Below are 17,645 nucleotides of genomic sequence, written 5' to 3' on the forward strand. Positions count from 1 at the left end.
CTGCGACCCAGGGGCGCCGGTCGGTCGGTGCCGGTGCCGTGCCGGTCAGGTGCCGGTCAGAGGTCGACGGGCAGCAGCACCCGGTCGATCGCGTGCGCGATCTGCGGGTTCCCCTTGTTGATGTCGACGGCGATCACCCGCGGGTTGCGCAGGTCGGGGTCCTTGTCGACGAGCGTGACCTGCTTCTTCTTCACCTGCACGGTCACCTTCCCGCCCTGGGCGGTCGTCAGCTTGGCCCCGTCCGCCTTCAGCACCTTGGCGCTGCCGAGCGTCTTGCCCGGGACCACGTGGTAGAGCAGCACGGTCTCGACCGTGTCGACGCCGGCCGCGCCGGCGATGGCGTTGAACGTGTCCTCCTCGGTCGCCGGCGTCGAACCGGTGAGCGCCTTCGCGAGCCTCTGGAAGGCCCGGTCGGTCGGGGCGAACGCCGTGAGGCGGACGCTCCCGTCCGCGAGGACGGCCACCGGGCTGTCCGGCTTGGCGGTCAGCACCGTGGTGACCGCCGCGTCGAGGATGTCGAAGTCCTTCCAGTTGTCGTCGTAGTCGTGCCCGTCCGCCGCCAGCACGTCCGCGAGACTGGTGTTCCCGCGGTGGGGGGCTGGCGCGGCGTCGGCCGAGGTCGTGGCGCCGATGAGTCCTCCAGCGGCGAGGAGCGTGGTCGTGGCGAGTACGGCGATGCTGCGCGTGGTCGTGCTCATGGTGGTGTTCCCTCCCAGGGATCGTTCGCGACGCGGGCACGTCGTGGACATGTGGACGCCAGCCGTTCGGACCACGGCGGCCGAGGGATTGGTGGAACATTCAACCGTCTGGACCAGTGGGTCAATCGAACCCACCGGGCGCGGTTCAGCCCAGGGCGACCGTCAGGGCGAGCACCGTGTCGGGGTCGTCGAGCGCGTCGCCGTACCGCTCGCGCAGCTGGCCCATCCGGTAGCGCACCGTCTGCGGGTGCACGAAGAGCGCGGCCGCGACGTCGTCGCGCCGGCCCTGGTGCAGGAGCCAGCAGCGCAGCGTGTCGGTGAGCTTCTCGACCGTCGCCGGTCGCAGGCCGTCGAGCGGCGCGAGCACCTGGGCCCGCAGGTCGGCGCGGGCGTCCTCGTCCGCGTCCAGCACCAGCTCGACCAGGTGGGCCTCGGTGTCCAGCTCGAGGCCGGCCGCGCGGGCGCGGAGCGCCCGGTCGTACGACGCCCGCACCTCCAGCCACGGCCGGGGAGGTCCCGCGGTCGACCCCCGGTCCGCGAGCACGCGGAGCAGCGGGGCCCGGCGGTGCCCGTGCGCGTCCGGGACCAGCAGCAGCACCCCCTCGTCGAGCTCGGGCGGGTCCGCGGCCTGCAGCGTCCGCGGCGACACCGCGGCCAGCACCGGGCGGACCTGGGACTCCGGGACGATGACCGCGGTCAGGGTGCGAGGCGGCTCCCAGCCGGCGCGCTCGGTCGCCGCGAGCACCGCGTCCGCCGGCGACCCGGTCAGCAGGTGCTGGGTGACCCGTTCGAGCAGCCGCTGCCGCACCCGGCCGGTCGTCGTCAGCTCGTCGGTGTGCCCCGCGACGCTGGCCGCGGAGAGCTCGTCGATGTAGGCGAAGACCAGCTCCGCGAAGCCGACCAGCGTCTCCGCCTCCACCCCCGCGGCGACCGCGGTCGTCGACATGTCGCGCCACGCGACGCGGGCACCGATGCGGTACGCCGCCAGCAGCGCCTCGGTCGTCCGGCCGCTGCGGGCCTCGCCCCGGCCGAGCTGGTAGGCGCCCTCGACGGCCGGGGCGGTCGGCGTCCCGGGGTCGGAGCCGCGGCGCCCGCTGGCCAGCGCGAGGAACCCGCCGAGGGCGAGCTGCACGGCGTTGCGGATGGTCTCGCCCATGGGGCCGGCCAGTGCGTCCTCGTAGGAGGGCACCTCGGCGATGATCGCGGTGACGACGTCGTCGGCGACCTGGGGCAGCTGGTCGCGCATCTGCGAGAAGGCGCCGGCGGGCAGCCGGACGCCGTGACCGGCGGTCCGGCGGGTGGTCCGGCGGGTGGTGCTGCGGGCCATGCCGACTCCTTTTGTGCGTTGCGAACAAAGGTAGCGCTGATCTTCACGTCCCCTGGTCATGATGTCACCCCCGGGGAGCAGCACACTGGAAGCATGAGCATCGCTGTTCCGTCCCGCCGGGCCCCCGCCCGTGGCCCCGGCCTCGGGCACAACCTGCGGCAGAGCCTGCGCCGGTTCGCCGACGCGGCCGTCACGCCGCTCCAGCTCGACGACGTGCTCGACGTCTTCCACCCGCTGCGCCGCGGCGCCGAGCTCCGCGGCCGGATCGTCGACGTGCGGCCCGAGACGGTCGAGGCGACCACGCTCGTCGTCAAGCCCGGGCGTGACTGGGCGGGCCACGTGCCGGGCCAGTACGTCCGGATGGGTGTCGACGTCGAGGGCGTCCGGCTCTGGCGCACCTACTCCCTGACCCACGGCCCGCGCGCCGACGGCTGTATCAGCGTGACCGTCAAGGCGATCCCGGACGGCGTCGTCTCGAACCACCTCGTGCACCGCGCCCGCCCGGGCCAGATGCTGCAGCTCGCGCAGGCCCAGGGCGAGTTCGTGCTCCCGCAGCCGATCCCGCAGAAGCTGCTGCTGGTGACCGCCGGCTCCGGCATCACCCCGGTGATCGGGATGCTGCGCAACCTGTTCTCCCGCGCCACGCCGTACGCCGGCGACATCGTGCTGCTGCACTCCGCGATGACCCGAGACGCGGTGATCTTCGGCCCCGAGCTGCGCTCCTACGCCGCCCGCGGCCTGCTCCGGCTGGTCGAGATGCACACCGACACCCACGGCCTGCTCGACGTCGCCGAGCTCGACGCCGTGGTCCCCGACCTCGACGAGCGCACGGCGTACGCCTGCGGGCCGGCCGGCCTGCTCGACGCCCTCCAGGACCACTACGACGAGCTCGGGCTGGTGCTCACGACCGAGCGCTTCCGCCCGGCCGCCCCCGTCGTCGCCGGCGAGGGGGGGACCGTCACGTTCGCGGACGGCACCGTCGTCGAGGGCGACGGCGCGACCCCGATCCTGGACGCCGCGGAGAACGCCGGCGTCCTCATGCCCAGCGGCTGCCGGATGGGCATCTGCATGAGCTGCGTGCTGCCGATGAAGGAGGGCGCCGTGCGCGACCTCCGCAACGGCGCGCTCACCGTCGCCGTGCCGGGCGAGACCGGCCCCAGCGGCGTACCGATCCAGACCTGCATCAACGCGGCCGCCGGGCCGTGCCACCTCGATCACTGACCGCGAGGAGACACCATGACCGCCATCACCAAGAAGCCCGAGAACCCGACCGCCCACCTGACCCCCGAGGACGTCGAGCAGCTCGGCATCGAGCTGGACGCGATCCGCCAGGACGTCCTCGACGACCGCGGCGAGCGCGACGCCGCCTACATCCGCCGCGTCGTCGACGTGCAGCGCCGCCTCGACCTGGCCTCCCGCGCGGTGCTGCTCGGCTCCGCGCTGCCGCCGCTGTGGGTGCTCGGCACCGTCGGCCTGTCCGTGGCCAAGATCCTCGAGAACATGGAGATCGGCCACAACGTCATGCACGGCCAGTGGGACTGGATGCGCGACCCCAAGATCCACTCGACCACCTGGGAGTGGGACAACGCGTCGACGGCCGAGGGCTGGAAGCACGCGCACAACGAGATCCACCACACCTATACGAACATCGTCGGCAAGGACAACGACCTCGGCTACGGCATCATGCGCGTCGACGAGGACCAGCGCTGGGTCCCCGCCTACCTGCTGCAGCCGGTCTGGAACTTCATCAACGCCTGCTTCTTCGAGTACGGCATCGCGGCGTACGACCTCGAGCTCGGCCGCAACCTGCGGCTGCCGAAGGAGAAGCGCTCGGAGGAGTTCAAGTCCTCGGTGCGCAAGACGCTCGGCAAGATCCGCAAGCAGGCCACCAAGGACTACGTCGTCAACCCGGCGCTCGCGATCCCCTTCGGCGGGTTCCTGCCGACGCTCGCCGCGAACTTCACCGCCAACCTGGTGCGCAACGTCTGGTCGCACTCGGTGATCATGTGCGGCCACTTCCCCGAGGGCGTCGAGACCTTCGAGAAGCGGGCGATCCCGGAGAAGGAGACCCGCGGCGAGTGGTACCTGCGCCAGATGCTCGGCTCGGCGAACATCTCCGGCTCGAAGGCGATGCACCTGATGAGCGGCAACCTGTCGCACCAGATCGAGCACCACCTGTTCCCGGACCTCCCGTCGAACCGGTACGCCGAGGTCGCCCCGCGCGTCCAGGCGCTGTTCGAGAAGTACGACCTGAACTACCACTCGGCCCCGCTGCCGCAGCAGGTCTACTCGGCCTGGCACAAGGTGGTCCGGCTCTCGCTCCCCAACGGCTGGCTCCCGACGACCACCGTCAAGAACCTGCCCTCGCAGACCAAGCTGCTCTGGGCGATGTCGACCAAGGGCCCCAAGGTCCGCCGGGCCGCCCAGGCACGGCTGCAGCAGCAGGCCCGTCGGCAGGCGGCGGCCGCGGCTGCCTGAGACACGCCGGGTCTCACCGGCTGACCGGTGACTCCCGCACGACTCGCCGCAGCACACCGGCGTGTCCTGCGGGTTCGCCCGGGCAGCTTCGGCGATGGTCTGCCGCGACAGGTCCGCCGAGGCTCCTACTCGTCGCCGGTGAGGTTGAACGACCGCAGCCGGTGGCCGGTGAGCCAGGTGCCACCGACGATAGCGACCAGGCCGGCGACCAGCGCGTAGGTCAGCGGCAGCCCGGAGACCAGCGAGGTGCCGGCGACCCGGTCGACGACCTCGGCCGACCAGCGGGTGACGCTGAGCCAGCGCACGCCGTCGAGCAGCCCGCCGAGGAGCCCCTCCCACACCAGCAGGTAGACCAGCCCGATCACGACGGCATGCCGGGTGAGCACCGACAGCAGCGCGAACAGCGCGCAGTACGCCGCGCCGCCGAGCGCCGAGCCGAGCGCGAAGCCGATCGCCAGGGACGGCTCGGAGGTCCGCACCACGAGCCCGGCGACCAGGAGCGGCAGCGTCCCGAAGGCGAGCACGCACGCGACCGCGACCACGAGCTTGCTGACGACGATCGTGGAGCGGGGCACCGGCTTGGCGAGCAGGTAGGAGATCGAGCCGTCGTCGATCTCCGGAGCGAGCAGCCCGGAGGTCGCGAGCAGCGCCACGAGCGGCACCACCACGACCAGGCCGAGCCCGTAGAGCGTGTGCCGGGCGCCCTCGTCGTCCTGCCCGACCAGCGCCCGGGCGAGCACCGAGAGCCCGAGCAGGATCAGCGGCAGCACGAACAGCAGCACCCCGCGCCAGCGGCCGAAGATGCTGCGCACGCCCAGCCGCACGATGGTCCGCGACACGATCACGGCGCCACCAGGTAGGAGAAGACGCTCTCGAGCGACTCGTCGGCCGGGGTCACCTCGTGCAGGCGTACGCCGTGGTCGCGGGCCAGCCGCGGCAGCACCTCGCTGAACCGGCCGAAGTCGGAGGCCTCGAGCTCGATGCCGCCCTCGGCCCGCAGCCGGGCGCCCCGCACCGAGCGGTCGGCGAGCAGCACGGACGCCATCAGCCGGTCGTCCGCGGTGCGCAGCACGAAGCGGTTCGGCCGGTCGGTCATCAGCCGCCGGATCGCGCCGAAGTCGCCCGAGGCCGCGTGCCGGCCGGCGACCACGACCTCGATCTGGCGGGCGACCTGCTCGACCTCCTCGAGGATGTGGGAGCTGAAGAGCACCGTGCGGCCCTCGGCGCCCATGGTCCGGATCAGCTCCATCAGGTGGATCCGCTGCCGCGGGTCCATCCCGTTGAACGGCTCGTCGAGCAGCAGCACCCCGGGGTCGTGGACCAGCGCCGAGGCCATCTTGATCCGCTGCCGCATCCCCTTGGAGTAGGTCGAGATCTCCCGGTCCTGGGCGTCGGTCATCTCGATCATCGCGATGGCGCGCTGGGACGCGGCGCCCGGGTCGGGCAGCCCCTGGAGCTCGGCGTTGGCGACGACGAACTCCCGGCCGGTGAGGTAGTCGAAGAGCGCCTCGCGCTCGGGGACCAGGCCGACCTTGCGGTAGACCTGCTCGTTGCGCCACAGCGGGTCACCGTCCAGGGTCACCGACCCGGCCGAGGGCGCCAGGAACCCCGACATCAGCGCGATCAGGGTGGACTTGCCGGCGCCGTTCGGGCCGAGCAGGCCGGTCACGCCGGGCCCGATCGTCATCGTCACGTCGTTGACGGCGACGACGTTGCGGAACCAGCGCGAGACGTGGTCGATGCGGATCTCGCTCATCGGGCGGACCTCACGGCGAGACCCTGCGGTAGCGGGCCATCAGCGCGGCGACCGAGCCGGCGACCACCAGCACCGTCGCGACGACGTACAGCAGCCCCATGGCGGTGCCCTCGGGTGGCGTCGCGGTGGCGGCGGGGGAGTCGAAGAGGAAGACCTGCACGCCGTTGACGAGCGTGTACGGCGAGAAGATCCCGGCCACCTGGCCGACGGTCGCGTGGCCGGCGTCGTAGGAGATGCCCTGGACCGCGACGACGACGGTGTAGCTGACCAGCAGCACGACGATCACCGCGGTGACCGCGAGCCCGCGCCGCACCGTCAGCGCCGAGACCAGCGCCGCGAGCCCGGCCAGGCAGGCGGCGAGCAGGGCCGCGCCGACGACCGCGCCCAGGAACCGGCCGGTCTCCCGGCCGATCGGCAGGTCGGCGAGCAACCCGCCCACGTAGAGCAGCAGCAGCGGCGCGGCGACGAGCACGAAGGTGGCGACGGCGAGCGAGGCGAAGCGGACCAGGACGTAGACCCACCGCCGCATCGGCCGCGCCAGGTAGAGCGTGATGGTCCGGAACCGGAGGTCCCGCGAGACCAGCGCCGGCGCCTGCGCAGCCACGAAGACCGAGATCAGCAGCTGCGTCGTGAGCGGGTAGGTCGAGTAGGGCACGATCTGCTCGTCGAGCCCGAGCAGGTTCTTCGCCTGCACGAGGACCCCGACCAGGATCAGCGCCGGCAGCAGCATCAGCCCGAGCAGCACCATCGGCAGGACCTTCGAGCGCGCCGAGCGGCCGAGCCCGTAGGTGTTGCGCAGCCCGGTCGTGAAGAAGGACCGCGCGACCGCCCGCTCGCCGAGCCGCGGGCCGCCGTACGGCCGGTAGCCGAGGTCGTGGATGACACCGGTGGGCGCGCCGGTCGTCGTCGGCTCAGACGGGCTGGACATGGCCGGCACCCCCCTCGCGGAAGACGTCCTCGATGCGGTGGTGCCGCTCCTGCATCCGCACCAGCCCGAGGCCGAGGTCGACGGTGAGGTCGCGGACGACGTCGGGTGTGGTCTCGTCGCGGACCTCGACCTCGATCAGCGTGCCGCCGGCCGGGCGGGCGGTGAGCCCGGCGTCGACGAGCGCCTGGCCGAGCAGCCGGTCGGCGTCGGGACGGCCCTGCACCTCGACGAGCAGGCTGCCGGTCGCGTGCAGGAAGTCGGTGGTCGCCGAGGAGCGCAGCAGCCGGCCGGCGTCGAGGACCACCACGTGGTCGCTCACCCGCTCGAGCTCGCCCAGGAGGTGGGAGGTGACCAGCACCGCGATGCCGAACTCCTCGCCGATCCGGCGCACCAGGGCGAGCATGTCGTCGCGCGCGGAGGGGTCGAGCCCGTTCGTCGGCTCGTCGAGCAGCACCAGCCGCGGGTCGTGGACCAGCGCCTGGGCCAGCTTGACCCGCTGCTTCATGCCGGTGGAGTAGCCGCCGATCGGACGGTAGCGCTCCTCGGCGAGCCCGACGTGGCGCAGCACGTCGGAGGTGCGCTCCCGCGCCGCGGAGTAGGGCAGCCCGGACATCTGGCCGAGGTGGACGACCAGGTCGCTGGCCGACACGTCGGCGGGCAGGCAGTCGTGCTCGGGCATGTAGCCGACCACCGCCCGGATCTGGGCGCCCTCGGTCGCGACGTCGTGGCCGAGCACGGTCGCGCTGCCGCTGGTGGCCGGCACCAGCCCGAGCAGGATCTTGATCAGGGTGGACTTGCCGGCGCCGTTCGCGCCCACGAGTCCTGTCACGCCCTCGCCGACGGACACATCGAGGTGGTCCAGCGCCGTGACGCGCGGGTAGGCCTTCGTCAGCCCCGCGGTCTCGATGACGGCCACGCCCCCAACCTAGGCCGTGGCACCCAGCCGCCGCGGCGGGCGCGCGCGGGTCTCCGGCATCCTGGACCCATGCGATTCACCGAGCACGAGCTGACCGTCGCGCTGACCGGGGTCGCCAAGAGCGTGCTCGCGACCCAGGACAAGGACGTCAAGAAGGGCCGGCGCACCGAGGACGAGGCGTGGGAGGCGCTCACCCGCTACCAGCGGTTCCAGCTGCTCGACGGCCTCGGCTCCCAGCTGCTGCCGGCACTCGTCTCGCTGCCCGACGTGCCGGTCGAGCCGGGCACCCGGCCGACGTACACGGACGAGGAGGTCACCGCGGCCGTCGAGGAGCGGCTGGCCGACGAGCGCGGGCTGCGTCGCACGGCGCTGCTCGCCGCGCGGGTCGCACTGGTCAGGCTGGCGCTCGAGTGCCTGCCGCCGCGCACCGACCCCGACGCCCTCACCGTGCCGGACCACCTCTGAGCGTTTTCCCACACCTCGGCGCTTCGTGGGTGCCCGCGACCGGGACGCGAGAGACTGCCGTCGGGCGAGGGGAGGAGGGCCGGTGGCCGGACCGCGGGGAGCAGGTCGCTGGACCCTGCTCGTCTGCCTGGGCGTCGCGCTGGTCCACGTCGTCGTCCTCGTGACGCTGACCGCCCGCTCGGGTGACGGCCCGCATCAGGCTCCGGTCCTCGTCGCCGCTCCCGCCGTCGTGGCGGAGGCGCTCGCGAACGAGGCGTCGGCGTTCCCGGGTGACCCGTTCGACGCGGACTGGACGGCCGACACCGACCGCGCGAAGGAGGCCGTCCGGGACGGCGACGCGGTCGCCTCCGTCGTCGTCGACCTCCCGGGGACCGACGACGTGGTCATGGTCAACGGCGGCGCTGACCCCGCCCTCAACGACGCGCTCGTCGAGCGGATCACCTCGATCGAGAAGTCCCGCGGCCGCACCGTCGAGGTCCGCGAGCTGACCCGCCCGGGCACGGCGGGGGCCGAGGACGACATCCGGACCTACGTGCTCCTGTGCGGGCTCCTCGGCTTCGGCTTCGTGCTGGCGGTCTCGATGGTCCGCGGACCGGTCGCGGGCTCGGCCACGGCCGGCGCCCGGCGGCTGCTCGCGCTGGCCGGGGTCTCGGTCGGTGGCGCCACCGTGCTCCAGCTGCTCCCGGCGGTGCAGCTCCCCGGCGACTCGGTGTCGGTGGTGGCGATCGGGGCCGGCTACGCGTTCACCCTCGGCGCGATCACGCTGGCGGTCGAGGCGCTCGCCGGCCTGGTCGGGCTGGCGATCGTCGCGGCGACGTACTTCGTCCTGGCGACGCCGCTGCTCACCGACACCAGTCCCTACCTGCTCCCCCCGCCGTGGCCGACCGTCACCCCGTGGCTGATGACCGGGGCGACCCAGCAGGCGCTGGCCGGGGTGACCTACCTCGACCCGAGCCACGCCGTGCGACCCGTCCTCGAGCTCGCCGCGATCGCGCTGGTCGCCCTGGTCGCGGTCGTCATCGCCTGGGTGCTGCGCCGGCGCGCCGATCCGGCGACGGATCCCGCCGACATGCCGGTGCGGCACTGGCGGCTGTGGGTGGTCGGGTCGATCCTGCCGCTGGCGGCCGCGATGGCGCTGGTCGTCGCGCTGGTGCCGACCGGAGCCACCGGGGCCCGGCCGGTCCCCAGCGTGGCGTCGCAGACGACCTGCATCGCGGACGCCGCGCCCACGGTCAGCGTGGACGAGCTGAACCAGCAGATCGCGACCCTGCAGGGCAGCCCCGCGTTCCGGGGCGCCGACGTGGGGGCCGACGTCCACCTCCAGGACGGCCGGTTCCTGCTGGTGTTCGGCGACACCCTGCGCAGCTCGACCTTCGACGGCCCGCGGTTCGTGCGGAACTCGATGATGCTCTGGGACGTCGACTGCGTCTCGGTCGTGCTGCCGCCGTCGAAGGGCGCGCTGATCCCCGACCGCCTCGACGGCGTCGGCTACTGGCCGATGTCGTCGGCCGTGATCCACCGGCCCGGCTACGACCTGGTCCTGGTGTCGACGCAGCGGGTGGCCACCACCGGATCGGGCTCCTTCGACTTCGCCAACCTCGGCCCGTCCCTCGCGGTCTTCGTGGTGCCCGTCGGCGAGACCCCGCAGCTGATCGGCACCAAGGACTTCGGCCGGGACGACGTCAACAGCGCGCGTCCCGAGTGGGGCGCCGCGCTCGCTCTCGACGACGGCTGGCTCTACGCCTACGGGACGGCCCGGCCCGCCGACGGCAGCACCCTGGGCTTCTCGCTCCGGGTCGCCCGGGTCCGCCCCGACGACGCCCTCGACCAGTCGAAGTGGCGCTACTGGGACGGCTCGAGCTGGCACGCCGACGCCGACTACGCGGTGGACGTCATCCCCGCCTCCGTCGGTGTCTCCCAGACCCTGAGCGTCTTCCACCAGGACGACCGGTGGTACGCCGTCAGCAAGCTCGGCGGGGACCTCGGGGACCAGCTGGCGTTCTGGACGGCGCCCGGGCCCACCGGACCCTTCACGCTGGCCGGCCCGGTCGCCACCCTCCCGTCGGACCCGGCGTCGGGCGAGGTCACCTACATGCCGCTCGCCCACCCCGAGCTGCTCCCGCTGCCGGGGACGATGGTCGTCTCCTACAGCCGCAACAACACCGACTTCTCGAAGATCCAGGCGGACCCGACCCTCTACCGGCCCACGCTGATCCGGGTGCCGATGCCCGAGTGACCCGACAGTCGGACGTCCCGACTCAGCCGAGCGCCGCGCCGACGACCGCCCGGGCCTCCTCCTGCACCTGGGCGAGGTGCTCGGGCCCGCGGAACGACTCCGCGTAGATCTTGTAGACGTCCTCGGTGCCGGAGGGCCGGGCGGCGAACCACGCCGACGCGGTGACGACCTTGAGCCCGCCGATCTTCGCGCCGTTGCCGGGCGCCTCGGTCAGCTTGGCGGTGATCTCCTCGCCGGCCAGCGAGGTCGCGGCGACGTCGTCCGGCGAGAGGGCCGCCAGCTTCGCCTTCTCCTCCCGCGAGGCGGGGGCGTCGATCCGGGCGTAGGCCGGCTCGCCGTGCTCGGCCACCAGGTCGGCGTACCGCGCGCTCGGCGAGGAGCCCGTGGTCGCCAGGATCTCCGAGGCGAGCAGCGCCAGGATGATCCCGTCCTTGTCGGTCGTCCAGACCGAGCCGTCGCGGCGCAGGAACGACGCGCCCGCCGACTCCTCGCCGCCGAAGCCGAACGAGCCGTCGATCAGGCCGGGCACGAACCACTTGAAGCCGACCGGGACCTCGACCATCTCGCGGCCGATCGCCTGCGCGACCCGGTCGATCATCGAGGACGAGACCAGCGTCTTGCCGATCTGCGCGCCCGCCGGCCAGTCCGGGCGGGCCCCGCCGAAGAGGTAGCCGATCGCGACGGCGAGGTAGTGGTTGGGGTTCATCAGCCCGGCGTCGGGGGTGACGACGCCGTGCCGGTCGGAGTCGGCGTCGTTGCCGGTCGCGATGTCGTAGCGGTCCCGCTGCGCGATCAGCGAGGCCATCGCGGACGGCGAGGAGCAGTCCATCCGGATCTTGCCGTCCCAGTCGAGGGTCATGAACCGCCAGGTCGGGTCGACCAACGGGTTGACGACGGTCAGGTCGAGGCCGTGCCGGTCGGCGATCTCGCCCCAGTAGGCCACGGACGCGCCACCGAGCGGGTCCGCCCCGATCCGCACGCCGGCGGACCGGATCGCGTCGATGTCGACGACGTTCGGCAGGTCGTCGACGTAGGTCCCGAGGAAGTCGTACGGCTGCGCGGCGGCCCGGGCGCGTGCGAACGGGACCCGCTGCACGCCCGCCAGACCACCGCGGATCAGCTCGTTGGCCCGGGCCGCGATCACCGAGGTCGCGTCGGTGTCGGCCGGTCCGCCGTGGGGCGGGTTGTACTTGAAGCCGCCGTCGCTCGGCGGGTTGTGCGAGGGCGTGACCACGATGCCGTCGGCGAGCCCGGCGCCGGTGGTGCGGCCGCCGTTGGCGCGCAGGATGGCGTGCGAGACGGCCGGGGTCGGCGTGTAGCCGTCCCGGTCGTCGACCAGCACCGTCACGTCGTTCGCGGCCAGCACCTCGAGCGCGGTCGACCAGGCCGGCTCCGAGAGCCCGTGGGTGTCACGGCCGACGAACAGCGGGCCGTCGTACCCCTGCTCGCGGCGGTAGTCGACGATCGCCTGGGTGGTGGCCAGGATGTGGGTCTCGTTGAAGGCCGTGCGCAGCGACGACCCGCGGTGCCCGCTCGTCCCGAACGCGACCTGCTGGTCCACGTCGTCGGGGTCCGGGACCCCGGTGTAGTAGGCCGTGACGAGGTGCGCGACGTCGACGAGGTCCGAGGGGGCGGCCGGCTGACCGGCGCGGGGGTCGCTCATACGGACCATCATGCCGCGAGACGTTCGTCACCAGGGTTCGGGACCGACGACACGGGGAAGGCTCAGGGAAGCGATCTACAGTCGAGGCAGAGCGGGGCTCCCTCGCGACCTCCACGCCGACAGGACCCCATGACCTCCACCGTCAGCCTCACCGGACCCACCGGCGCTGAGAACGACGTCCCGCCCCACCCGTCGCTGCGTGCCGTGGTCCGCCGGGTCAGCCTGAGCCTGCTGGTCGCCTGCGCCGTCCCGGCCGCCCTCTTCTACACCTGCTTCCGCCTGTACGGCGTGTGGACCGCGATCGCCGTCGCGCTCGGCTGGTCCTACGGCGCGATCGCCTGGCGCGCGGTGACCGGCCGCCGGCCGTCGGGTCTGCTGCTGCTGACCGCGCTGCTGCTGACCGCGCGGACGGTGATCTCGTTCGCGGCGGGCAGCACGTTCCTCTACTTCCTCCAGCCGATCATCAGCGACGGCGTCGTCGCGACGGCGTTCCTGGTGTCCCTCCTGACGGCCCGGCCGATGGTGGCCCGGCTGGCCGGCGACTTCTACCCGATGGACGACGAGCTGCACCTGCGGCCGCGGATCCAGCGGCTGTTCCGCAACCTGACCGTGCTGTGGGCCGTGCTCTGCCTCACCAAGGCGCTGCTCACCCTGTGGCTGCTCCAGTCGACGTCGCTCCAGACGTTCGTGCTGGTCAAGAGCGTCTCGGCGCTGAGCATCAACATGCTCGCCGCCGGTGGGACGATCAGCCTGGCCGTGCTCGTCGCCCGCAAGGAGGGGCTGCTGCCCGGCGCCGTCGTCCCGGTGCCCGTCCCTGTCCCCGCCTGACCCCTGGCCGCTGACCCCTGGCCGCCGGCTGATCCGGGCCGCCGCAGGTTCACCACGGGATGCAGGCGAACCTGCACTTCCCACGGTGGGCAGAGCCAGGGAGGTGCGGGTTCGACCACAGACCATGGTGAACCTGAGTCGACCTGAGTCGACCTGAGTCGACCTGAGTCGACCTGAGTCGACCTGAGTCGACCTGCGCCGACCTGCGCCGACCTGCGCCGCGGCCCACCTCAGGCGGCGATGGCGTCCAGCTCGGCCAGGTCGGCCTCGTCGAGCCGGAGCCGGGCGGCGGCGAGGTTCTCCTCGAGGTGGGCGACCGAGCTGGTGCCGGGGATCAGCAGGATGTTCGGCGACCGCTGCAGCAGCCAGGCCAGTGCGACCTGCATGTGGGTGGCCCCGTGCTTGGCCGCGACCTCGTCGACCGTGCCGAGCTGCAGCGGGCTGAACCCGCCGAGCGGGAAGAACGGCACGTAGTAGATGCCCTGGTCGTCGAGGGCGTCGATCAGGTCGTCGTCCTCGCGGTGCGCGACGTTGTAGGCGTTCTGCACCATCGACACCGGTGCGATGTCCTGGGCGATCTTGACCTGCTCGGGCGTGCAGTTGCTGAGCCCGAGCTCGCACACCAGCCCCTGCGAGCGCAGGTCGGCGAGCACCGTCCACTGGTCCTCGAACGAGCCCTCGTGGCCGTCCATGAACCGCAGGTTGACCCCGCCGAGCCGCTCGACGCCGAGACGGCCGAGGTTGTCGTGCACGGCCTCCTTGATCTCGTCCGGTGAGAACGCCGGCAGCCAGGCGCCCGCGTCGTCGCGCCGGGCACCGACCTTGGTGACCAGCACCAGCTCCGGCGGGTAGGGGTGCAGCGCCTCGCGGATCAGGTCGTTGACGACGTAGGGGCCGTAGTAGTCGCTGGTGTCGATGTGGTCGACGCCGAGGTCGATCGCGCGTCGCAGCACCCGCACCGCCTCGTCGGGGTCGGCCGGCGGGCCGATGATGCCGGGTCCGGTGAGCCGCATCGCGCCGTAGCCGATCCGCTTGACGTCCGAGAGTCGCTTCATGTCGTCCCACTGTGCGTCGTCGCGCCTCGCGAACCAAGGGCGCCGGGTTCCCTAGCCTGGACCCCACGATGAAGCTCGCGCGCACCGCCGCCCTGGTGGGCGTCGCCCTCCTGTGCTGGGCGTTCGGGCCGGTCGTCCTGCTGCTGGCGGCCGGCTCGCTGTGCTTCCGCCGGGTCCGGGCCTGGCTGCGGCCGAGCCGTCGGGTGCTCGGGTGGTGGGTGGTCGCGGTCCTCGTCGTCGCCGGTCTCGCCTACGTTCTGCCCGACGGCTGGGTGCGGATGCCGCCCGGCGCGGGCGCGCTGGTCACGCCGGCGTACGTCGGCCGCCCGGCCATCGTGACCGCCGACCGGGTCACCGCGCCCCTGGGCGAGTCGCCGCGGGTGACCAGCCGGTCCTACCGCACCCCCGGGTGCCGCGAGCTCGCCTTCGACGACGCCGAGCGGGTCGTGACGGCGTGCGGCGGCGCGGATGCCCCCGTGCTCCGGCTCCTCGACGCCGACAGCCTGCGGCAGCAGGACGTCAAGACGCTGCCGGGCGGGTGCGCGCCGGTCTTCGACGTGGCCGGCGACCGGACGGTGGTCGCGGCCGGCGGCCGGCGGCTCCTGGTGATGACGACCGCGGACGCCGAGGGCCGCGCGGACCTGACCACGGTCGCGACCGTCGACCTGCCCGACGCCGGCTGCCCGACCGGCGTGGCGGTCGACGGGGACGGGCACGTGTGGTTCGCCACCGCGGACGGCCGTGTGGGCGTCGTCGCCGACGGTCGCGCGCGGACCGTGGACCTCCACGACCGGGTCGAGCGGCCGCTCGCGGCGGTCCCGGGCGCGGCGTACGTCGCCGGGGCCGGCGCCCTCCACCAGCTGGTGCTGACGCGGGGGCGGCCGGTGGTCGCCTGGTCCTCGGCGTACGACGACGGCGGCAGCCGGGGCGCGGCACCGGTGGTGCTCCCGACCGGGCTGGTCGCGGTGGCCGACGACCGCAGCCCTCGGATGCAGGTGGTGGTGCACCGCACCGACACCGGCGACGTGGTGTGCCGGACCGAGCTCTTCGAGGACGACCGCAGCTCGACCGACGGCGGGATGGTCGCGGCCGGGAACAGCGTCCTGGTGCTCGACCAGCACGGGTACGCCGGCCCGCTCTCGACCGCGCTCGGCCGGACCACCACCGGCGGCCTCGCCCGGGTCGACGTGGTCGCCGGCGAGTGCCGGGTCGGCTGGGAGTCCGACCTGGACGCGCCCAGCGGGGCGCCGGCGGTCTCGACGAGGGCCGGGCTGGCCTACGTCTACACGAAGCGGCACAGCTGGCTCGGCGCCGACGCGTGGTACCTCAGCGCGGTCGAGCTCGACTCCGGCCGCGCGGTGTGGGCCCGGCGCACCGGGCTCGGCGTGCTCGCGGACAACCACCACGGCCGGGTCGCTCTCGGCCCGGACGGCGCGGCGTACGTGCCCGTCCTCGGCGGGTTCGTCCGTGTCGCGGACCGGGACTGACCGGCCCCGCTCCACGACCGGCGCCCGGCGCTCGACGCCCGGCACTCACGGGTAGCGGACGCCGGTGACCTCCTCGCTCAGCTGCCACAGGCGGCGCTGGGCGGTCTCGTCGTGGGAGAGCCGGTTGCTGGTCGTGACCCGGGGCGAGCCGCCCCACTCGAAGAGGCCGTCGGGCCCGACGTACGTCCCGCCCGGCAGGTCGGCGGTCGCCGCCACCAGGGTGGGCCACGCGCCGGTCGCGGGGGTGCTGGGCGAGACCGCCTTGATCGCGGCGTCCAGGATCGTGGCCCGGCCGCCGGCGGCGCGGCCGTACTGGCCGTTGGCCGCCAGGTGGGTCGAGGCGAAGCCGGGGTGCGCGGCGAGCGCCCGGACCGGCAGCCCGGCCCGGCGCAGCCGCCGCTCGAGCTCGTAGGTGAAGAGCAGGTTCGCGAGCTTGGTCTGCCCGTACGTCGGCCACCGCTGGTAGCGCCCGTGCTGCTGCCGGGGGTCGTCGGTGGGCGCCCGCCGCGCGACCCGGTGCATCTGCGAGGACACCGCCACCACCCGGCCGTCCTCGCTCGCGACCAGCTGCGGCAGCAGCAGCCCGGTGAGCAGGAACGGGCCGAAGTGGTTGGTCGCCATCTGCAGCTCGAGACCGTCGCCGGTGCGGTGGTACGGCGTGCCCATCACGCCGGCGTTGTTCACCAGGACGTCGATCGGTCCGAGCCCGGCCAGGCCGGCCGCGGCGCGGCGTACCGACCCGAGGTCCGCGAGGTCGACGACCACCTCCTCGAGCTCCGCCGCCGGGACCTCCTCCAGGATCGCGGCGCGGGTCTCGGCGAGCCGCTCGGCCCGGCGCCCGGCGAGCACCACCCGGGCGCGGCGCCGGGCCAGCTCCAGGGCAGTGAACTGCCCGAGCCCGCCCCTGCTCGGCCCCGTCACGACGACGGTGCGGCCGGCCAGGTCGGGCAGGTCGGCCGGCGACCAGCGGTCGACGGCCGACCTCACGGGGTGGTGGCGAGCGCGTCGAGCACGCGCTGCCCGAGGTCCTGGTCGCCGTCGACGTGGACGGTCCCCGGCTCCGGGTCGCACCGGCCGCCGGCGAGCCGGATGAAGGCCTCGCGGTCCATCCGCAGCCGCACGGTCGGGTCCTCGGGGACGGCGGCCAGCCGCTCGCCCCGGCCCGACTCGTTGACGACGAAGGCGTAGGGGTCGCTGCCCTCCATCTCCAGCACTGCGCTGGTCCCGGCCGGCGCGCCGACCCGCTTGGCGAGCACGTAGCCGAGGCTCTCCGCGAGGTACTCGGCGGTGTGCCGGGCCGCGGGGGAGTCCATCCCGCCGGGGCGGTCGACCGCGCGCCGCACGTCCTGCTCGTGCATCCACACGTCGAGCGGGCGGTTGCGCAGCAGGGTGCGCCAGTCCCACCCGATGCCGCCGAAGACCGCCTCGGGCTTCGCGGCGGCGTCCGTGGGCGGTTCGGCGAGGAGCCGGGTGTGCCGGGCGGTCGCCGCCGCGCGGATCTCGTTGATGATGGCGTCCGGGCTGGCGTCCCGACGGGTGACCACGCCGACCTCGGTGTAGAGCCCCATGAACCCCGTGACGTGGTCCGGGTCGCCGACGTCGGCGGTCTCCTCGGGGTTGCCGGCGAGGACCGACTCGAGGTGGGCGACGTGGGAGGCGACGGCCTTCACGTCCCAGCCGGGCAGGTCGGTGGGGCGTGCCCAGTCGTCCTCGTCGAGCTCCTCGAGGAGGTCGGTGAAGTCGTTGACGGCCTGCCACCACACGTCGACGTAACCGCTGAGCAGCTCCTGGTCGGTCATGGCCAGCAC

The 17,645-nt window shown here is 73.5% G+C and carries 16 protein-coding genes; 6 read left to right on the forward strand and 10 right to left on the reverse strand.

Features of this window, described 5'->3' with window-relative positions:
* Positions 1-56: 56 nt before the first annotated feature.
* Both ACILQ5_RS11935 and ACILQ5_RS11940 read right to left on the reverse strand, forming a co-directional pair.
* A complete protein-coding gene (locus tag ACILQ5_RS11935; RefSeq protein WP_395658218.1) occupies positions 57-698 on the reverse strand; it encodes a fasciclin domain-containing protein in 642 nt (213 codons plus the stop codon).
* 145 nt (positions 699-843) lie between these two features.
* Positions 844-2,025: a PucR family transcriptional regulator gene (locus tag ACILQ5_RS11940; RefSeq protein ID WP_395658219.1), complete on the reverse strand. Its 1,182-nt coding sequence runs from the start codon at positions 2,023-2,025 to the stop codon at positions 844-846.
* Positions 2,026-2,118: 93 nt separating this feature from the next.
* On the opposite strand from ACILQ5_RS11940, the gene ACILQ5_RS11945 reads away from it, so the two are divergent.
* Positions 2,119-3,246, forward strand: a complete 1,128-nt coding sequence (locus ACILQ5_RS11945; protein WP_395658220.1) for a ferredoxin reductase — start codon at positions 2,119-2,121, stop codon at positions 3,244-3,246.
* A 15-nt stretch (positions 3,247-3,261) separates the two neighbouring features.
* Entirely contained in the window at positions 3,262-4,503 is a 1,242-nt protein-coding gene (locus ACILQ5_RS11950) for a fatty acid desaturase family protein (protein ID WP_395658221.1), read from the forward strand.
* Between the two features lie 125 nt (positions 4,504-4,628).
* Here ACILQ5_RS11950 and ACILQ5_RS11955 read toward each other — a convergent pair whose 3' ends face one another.
* From ACILQ5_RS11955 to ACILQ5_RS11970, 4 genes are read right to left on the reverse strand one after another with little or no spacing between them, the layout of a single operon-like run.
* The gene (locus ACILQ5_RS11955) at positions 4,629-5,348 is read right to left on the reverse strand and encodes an ABC transporter permease (RefSeq protein WP_395658222.1); all 720 of its coding nucleotides are present in this window, start codon (positions 5,346-5,348) and stop codon (positions 4,629-4,631) included.
* Positions 5,345-6,259 (reverse strand): ABC transporter ATP-binding protein, encoded by a 915-nt coding sequence (locus ACILQ5_RS11960; protein ID WP_395658223.1) that lies wholly within the window; start codon positions 6,257-6,259, stop codon positions 5,345-5,347. Before ACILQ5_RS11960 ends, ACILQ5_RS11955 begins: the two co-directional genes overlap by 4 nt.
* A gap of 10 nt (positions 6,260-6,269) precedes the next feature.
* Entirely contained in the window at positions 6,270-7,187 is a 918-nt protein-coding gene (locus ACILQ5_RS11965; protein WP_395658224.1) for an ABC transporter permease subunit, read from the reverse strand.
* Positions 7,171-8,103, reverse strand: a complete 933-nt coding sequence (locus ACILQ5_RS11970) for an ABC transporter ATP-binding protein (RefSeq protein ID WP_395658225.1) — start codon at positions 8,101-8,103, stop codon at positions 7,171-7,173. Before ACILQ5_RS11970 ends, ACILQ5_RS11965 begins: the two co-directional genes overlap by 17 nt.
* Before the next feature lie 69 nt (positions 8,104-8,172).
* Here ACILQ5_RS11970 and ACILQ5_RS11975 point away from each other — a divergent pair, with 69 nt between their 5' ends.
* Both ACILQ5_RS11975 and ACILQ5_RS11980 read left to right on the forward strand, forming a co-directional pair.
* The gene (locus ACILQ5_RS11975; RefSeq protein WP_395658226.1) at positions 8,173-8,568 is read left to right on the forward strand and encodes a hypothetical protein; all 396 of its coding nucleotides are present in this window, start codon (positions 8,173-8,175) and stop codon (positions 8,566-8,568) included.
* 82 nt (positions 8,569-8,650) lie between these two features.
* Complete coding sequence (locus ACILQ5_RS11980; RefSeq protein WP_395658227.1) at positions 8,651-10,804, forward strand: DUF4185 domain-containing protein; 2,154 nt, start codon at positions 8,651-8,653, stop codon at positions 10,802-10,804.
* A 22-nt stretch (positions 10,805-10,826) separates the two neighbouring features.
* Here the strand turns inward: ACILQ5_RS11980 and pgm are convergent, their stop codons facing one another.
* A complete protein-coding gene (gene pgm, locus ACILQ5_RS11985; RefSeq protein WP_395658228.1) occupies positions 10,827-12,467 on the reverse strand; it encodes a phosphoglucomutase (alpha-D-glucose-1,6-bisphosphate-dependent) in 1,641 nt (546 codons plus the stop codon).
* Between the two features lie 129 nt (positions 12,468-12,596).
* Between pgm and ACILQ5_RS11990 the strand changes: the two genes are divergently transcribed.
* A complete protein-coding gene (locus ACILQ5_RS11990; RefSeq protein WP_395658229.1) occupies positions 12,597-13,295 on the forward strand; it encodes a VC0807 family protein in 699 nt (232 codons plus the stop codon).
* Positions 13,296-13,525: 230 nt separating this feature from the next.
* Here the strand turns inward: ACILQ5_RS11990 and ACILQ5_RS11995 are convergent, their stop codons facing one another.
* Positions 13,526-14,350 carry an oxidoreductase gene (locus ACILQ5_RS11995; protein ID WP_395658230.1) on the reverse strand — a complete coding sequence of 275 codons (825 nt, stop codon included), beginning with the start codon at positions 14,348-14,350 and terminating at the stop codon, positions 13,526-13,528.
* Between the two features lie 68 nt (positions 14,351-14,418).
* On the opposite strand from ACILQ5_RS11995, the gene ACILQ5_RS12000 reads away from it, so the two are divergent.
* The gene (locus ACILQ5_RS12000; protein WP_395658231.1) at positions 14,419-15,837 is read left to right on the forward strand and encodes a hypothetical protein; all 1,419 of its coding nucleotides are present in this window, start codon (positions 14,419-14,421) and stop codon (positions 15,835-15,837) included.
* Between the two features lie 45 nt (positions 15,838-15,882).
* On the opposite strand, the gene ACILQ5_RS12005 is transcribed toward ACILQ5_RS12000, so the two are convergent.
* Positions 15,883-16,824: an oxidoreductase gene (locus ACILQ5_RS12005; protein WP_395658232.1), complete on the reverse strand. Its 942-nt coding sequence runs from the start codon at positions 16,822-16,824 to the stop codon at positions 15,883-15,885.
* Positions 16,821-17,636, reverse strand: a complete 816-nt coding sequence (locus tag ACILQ5_RS12010; protein WP_395658233.1) for a maleylpyruvate isomerase family mycothiol-dependent enzyme — start codon at positions 17,634-17,636, stop codon at positions 16,821-16,823. The genes ACILQ5_RS12005 and ACILQ5_RS12010 overlap by 4 nt, the downstream gene beginning before the upstream one ends.
* Positions 17,637-17,645 lie beyond the last annotated feature (9 nt).

Source organism: Nocardioides sp., assembly GCF_044226305.1.
Lineage (GTDB): Bacteria > Actinomycetota > Actinomycetes > Propionibacteriales > Nocardioidaceae > Nocardioides.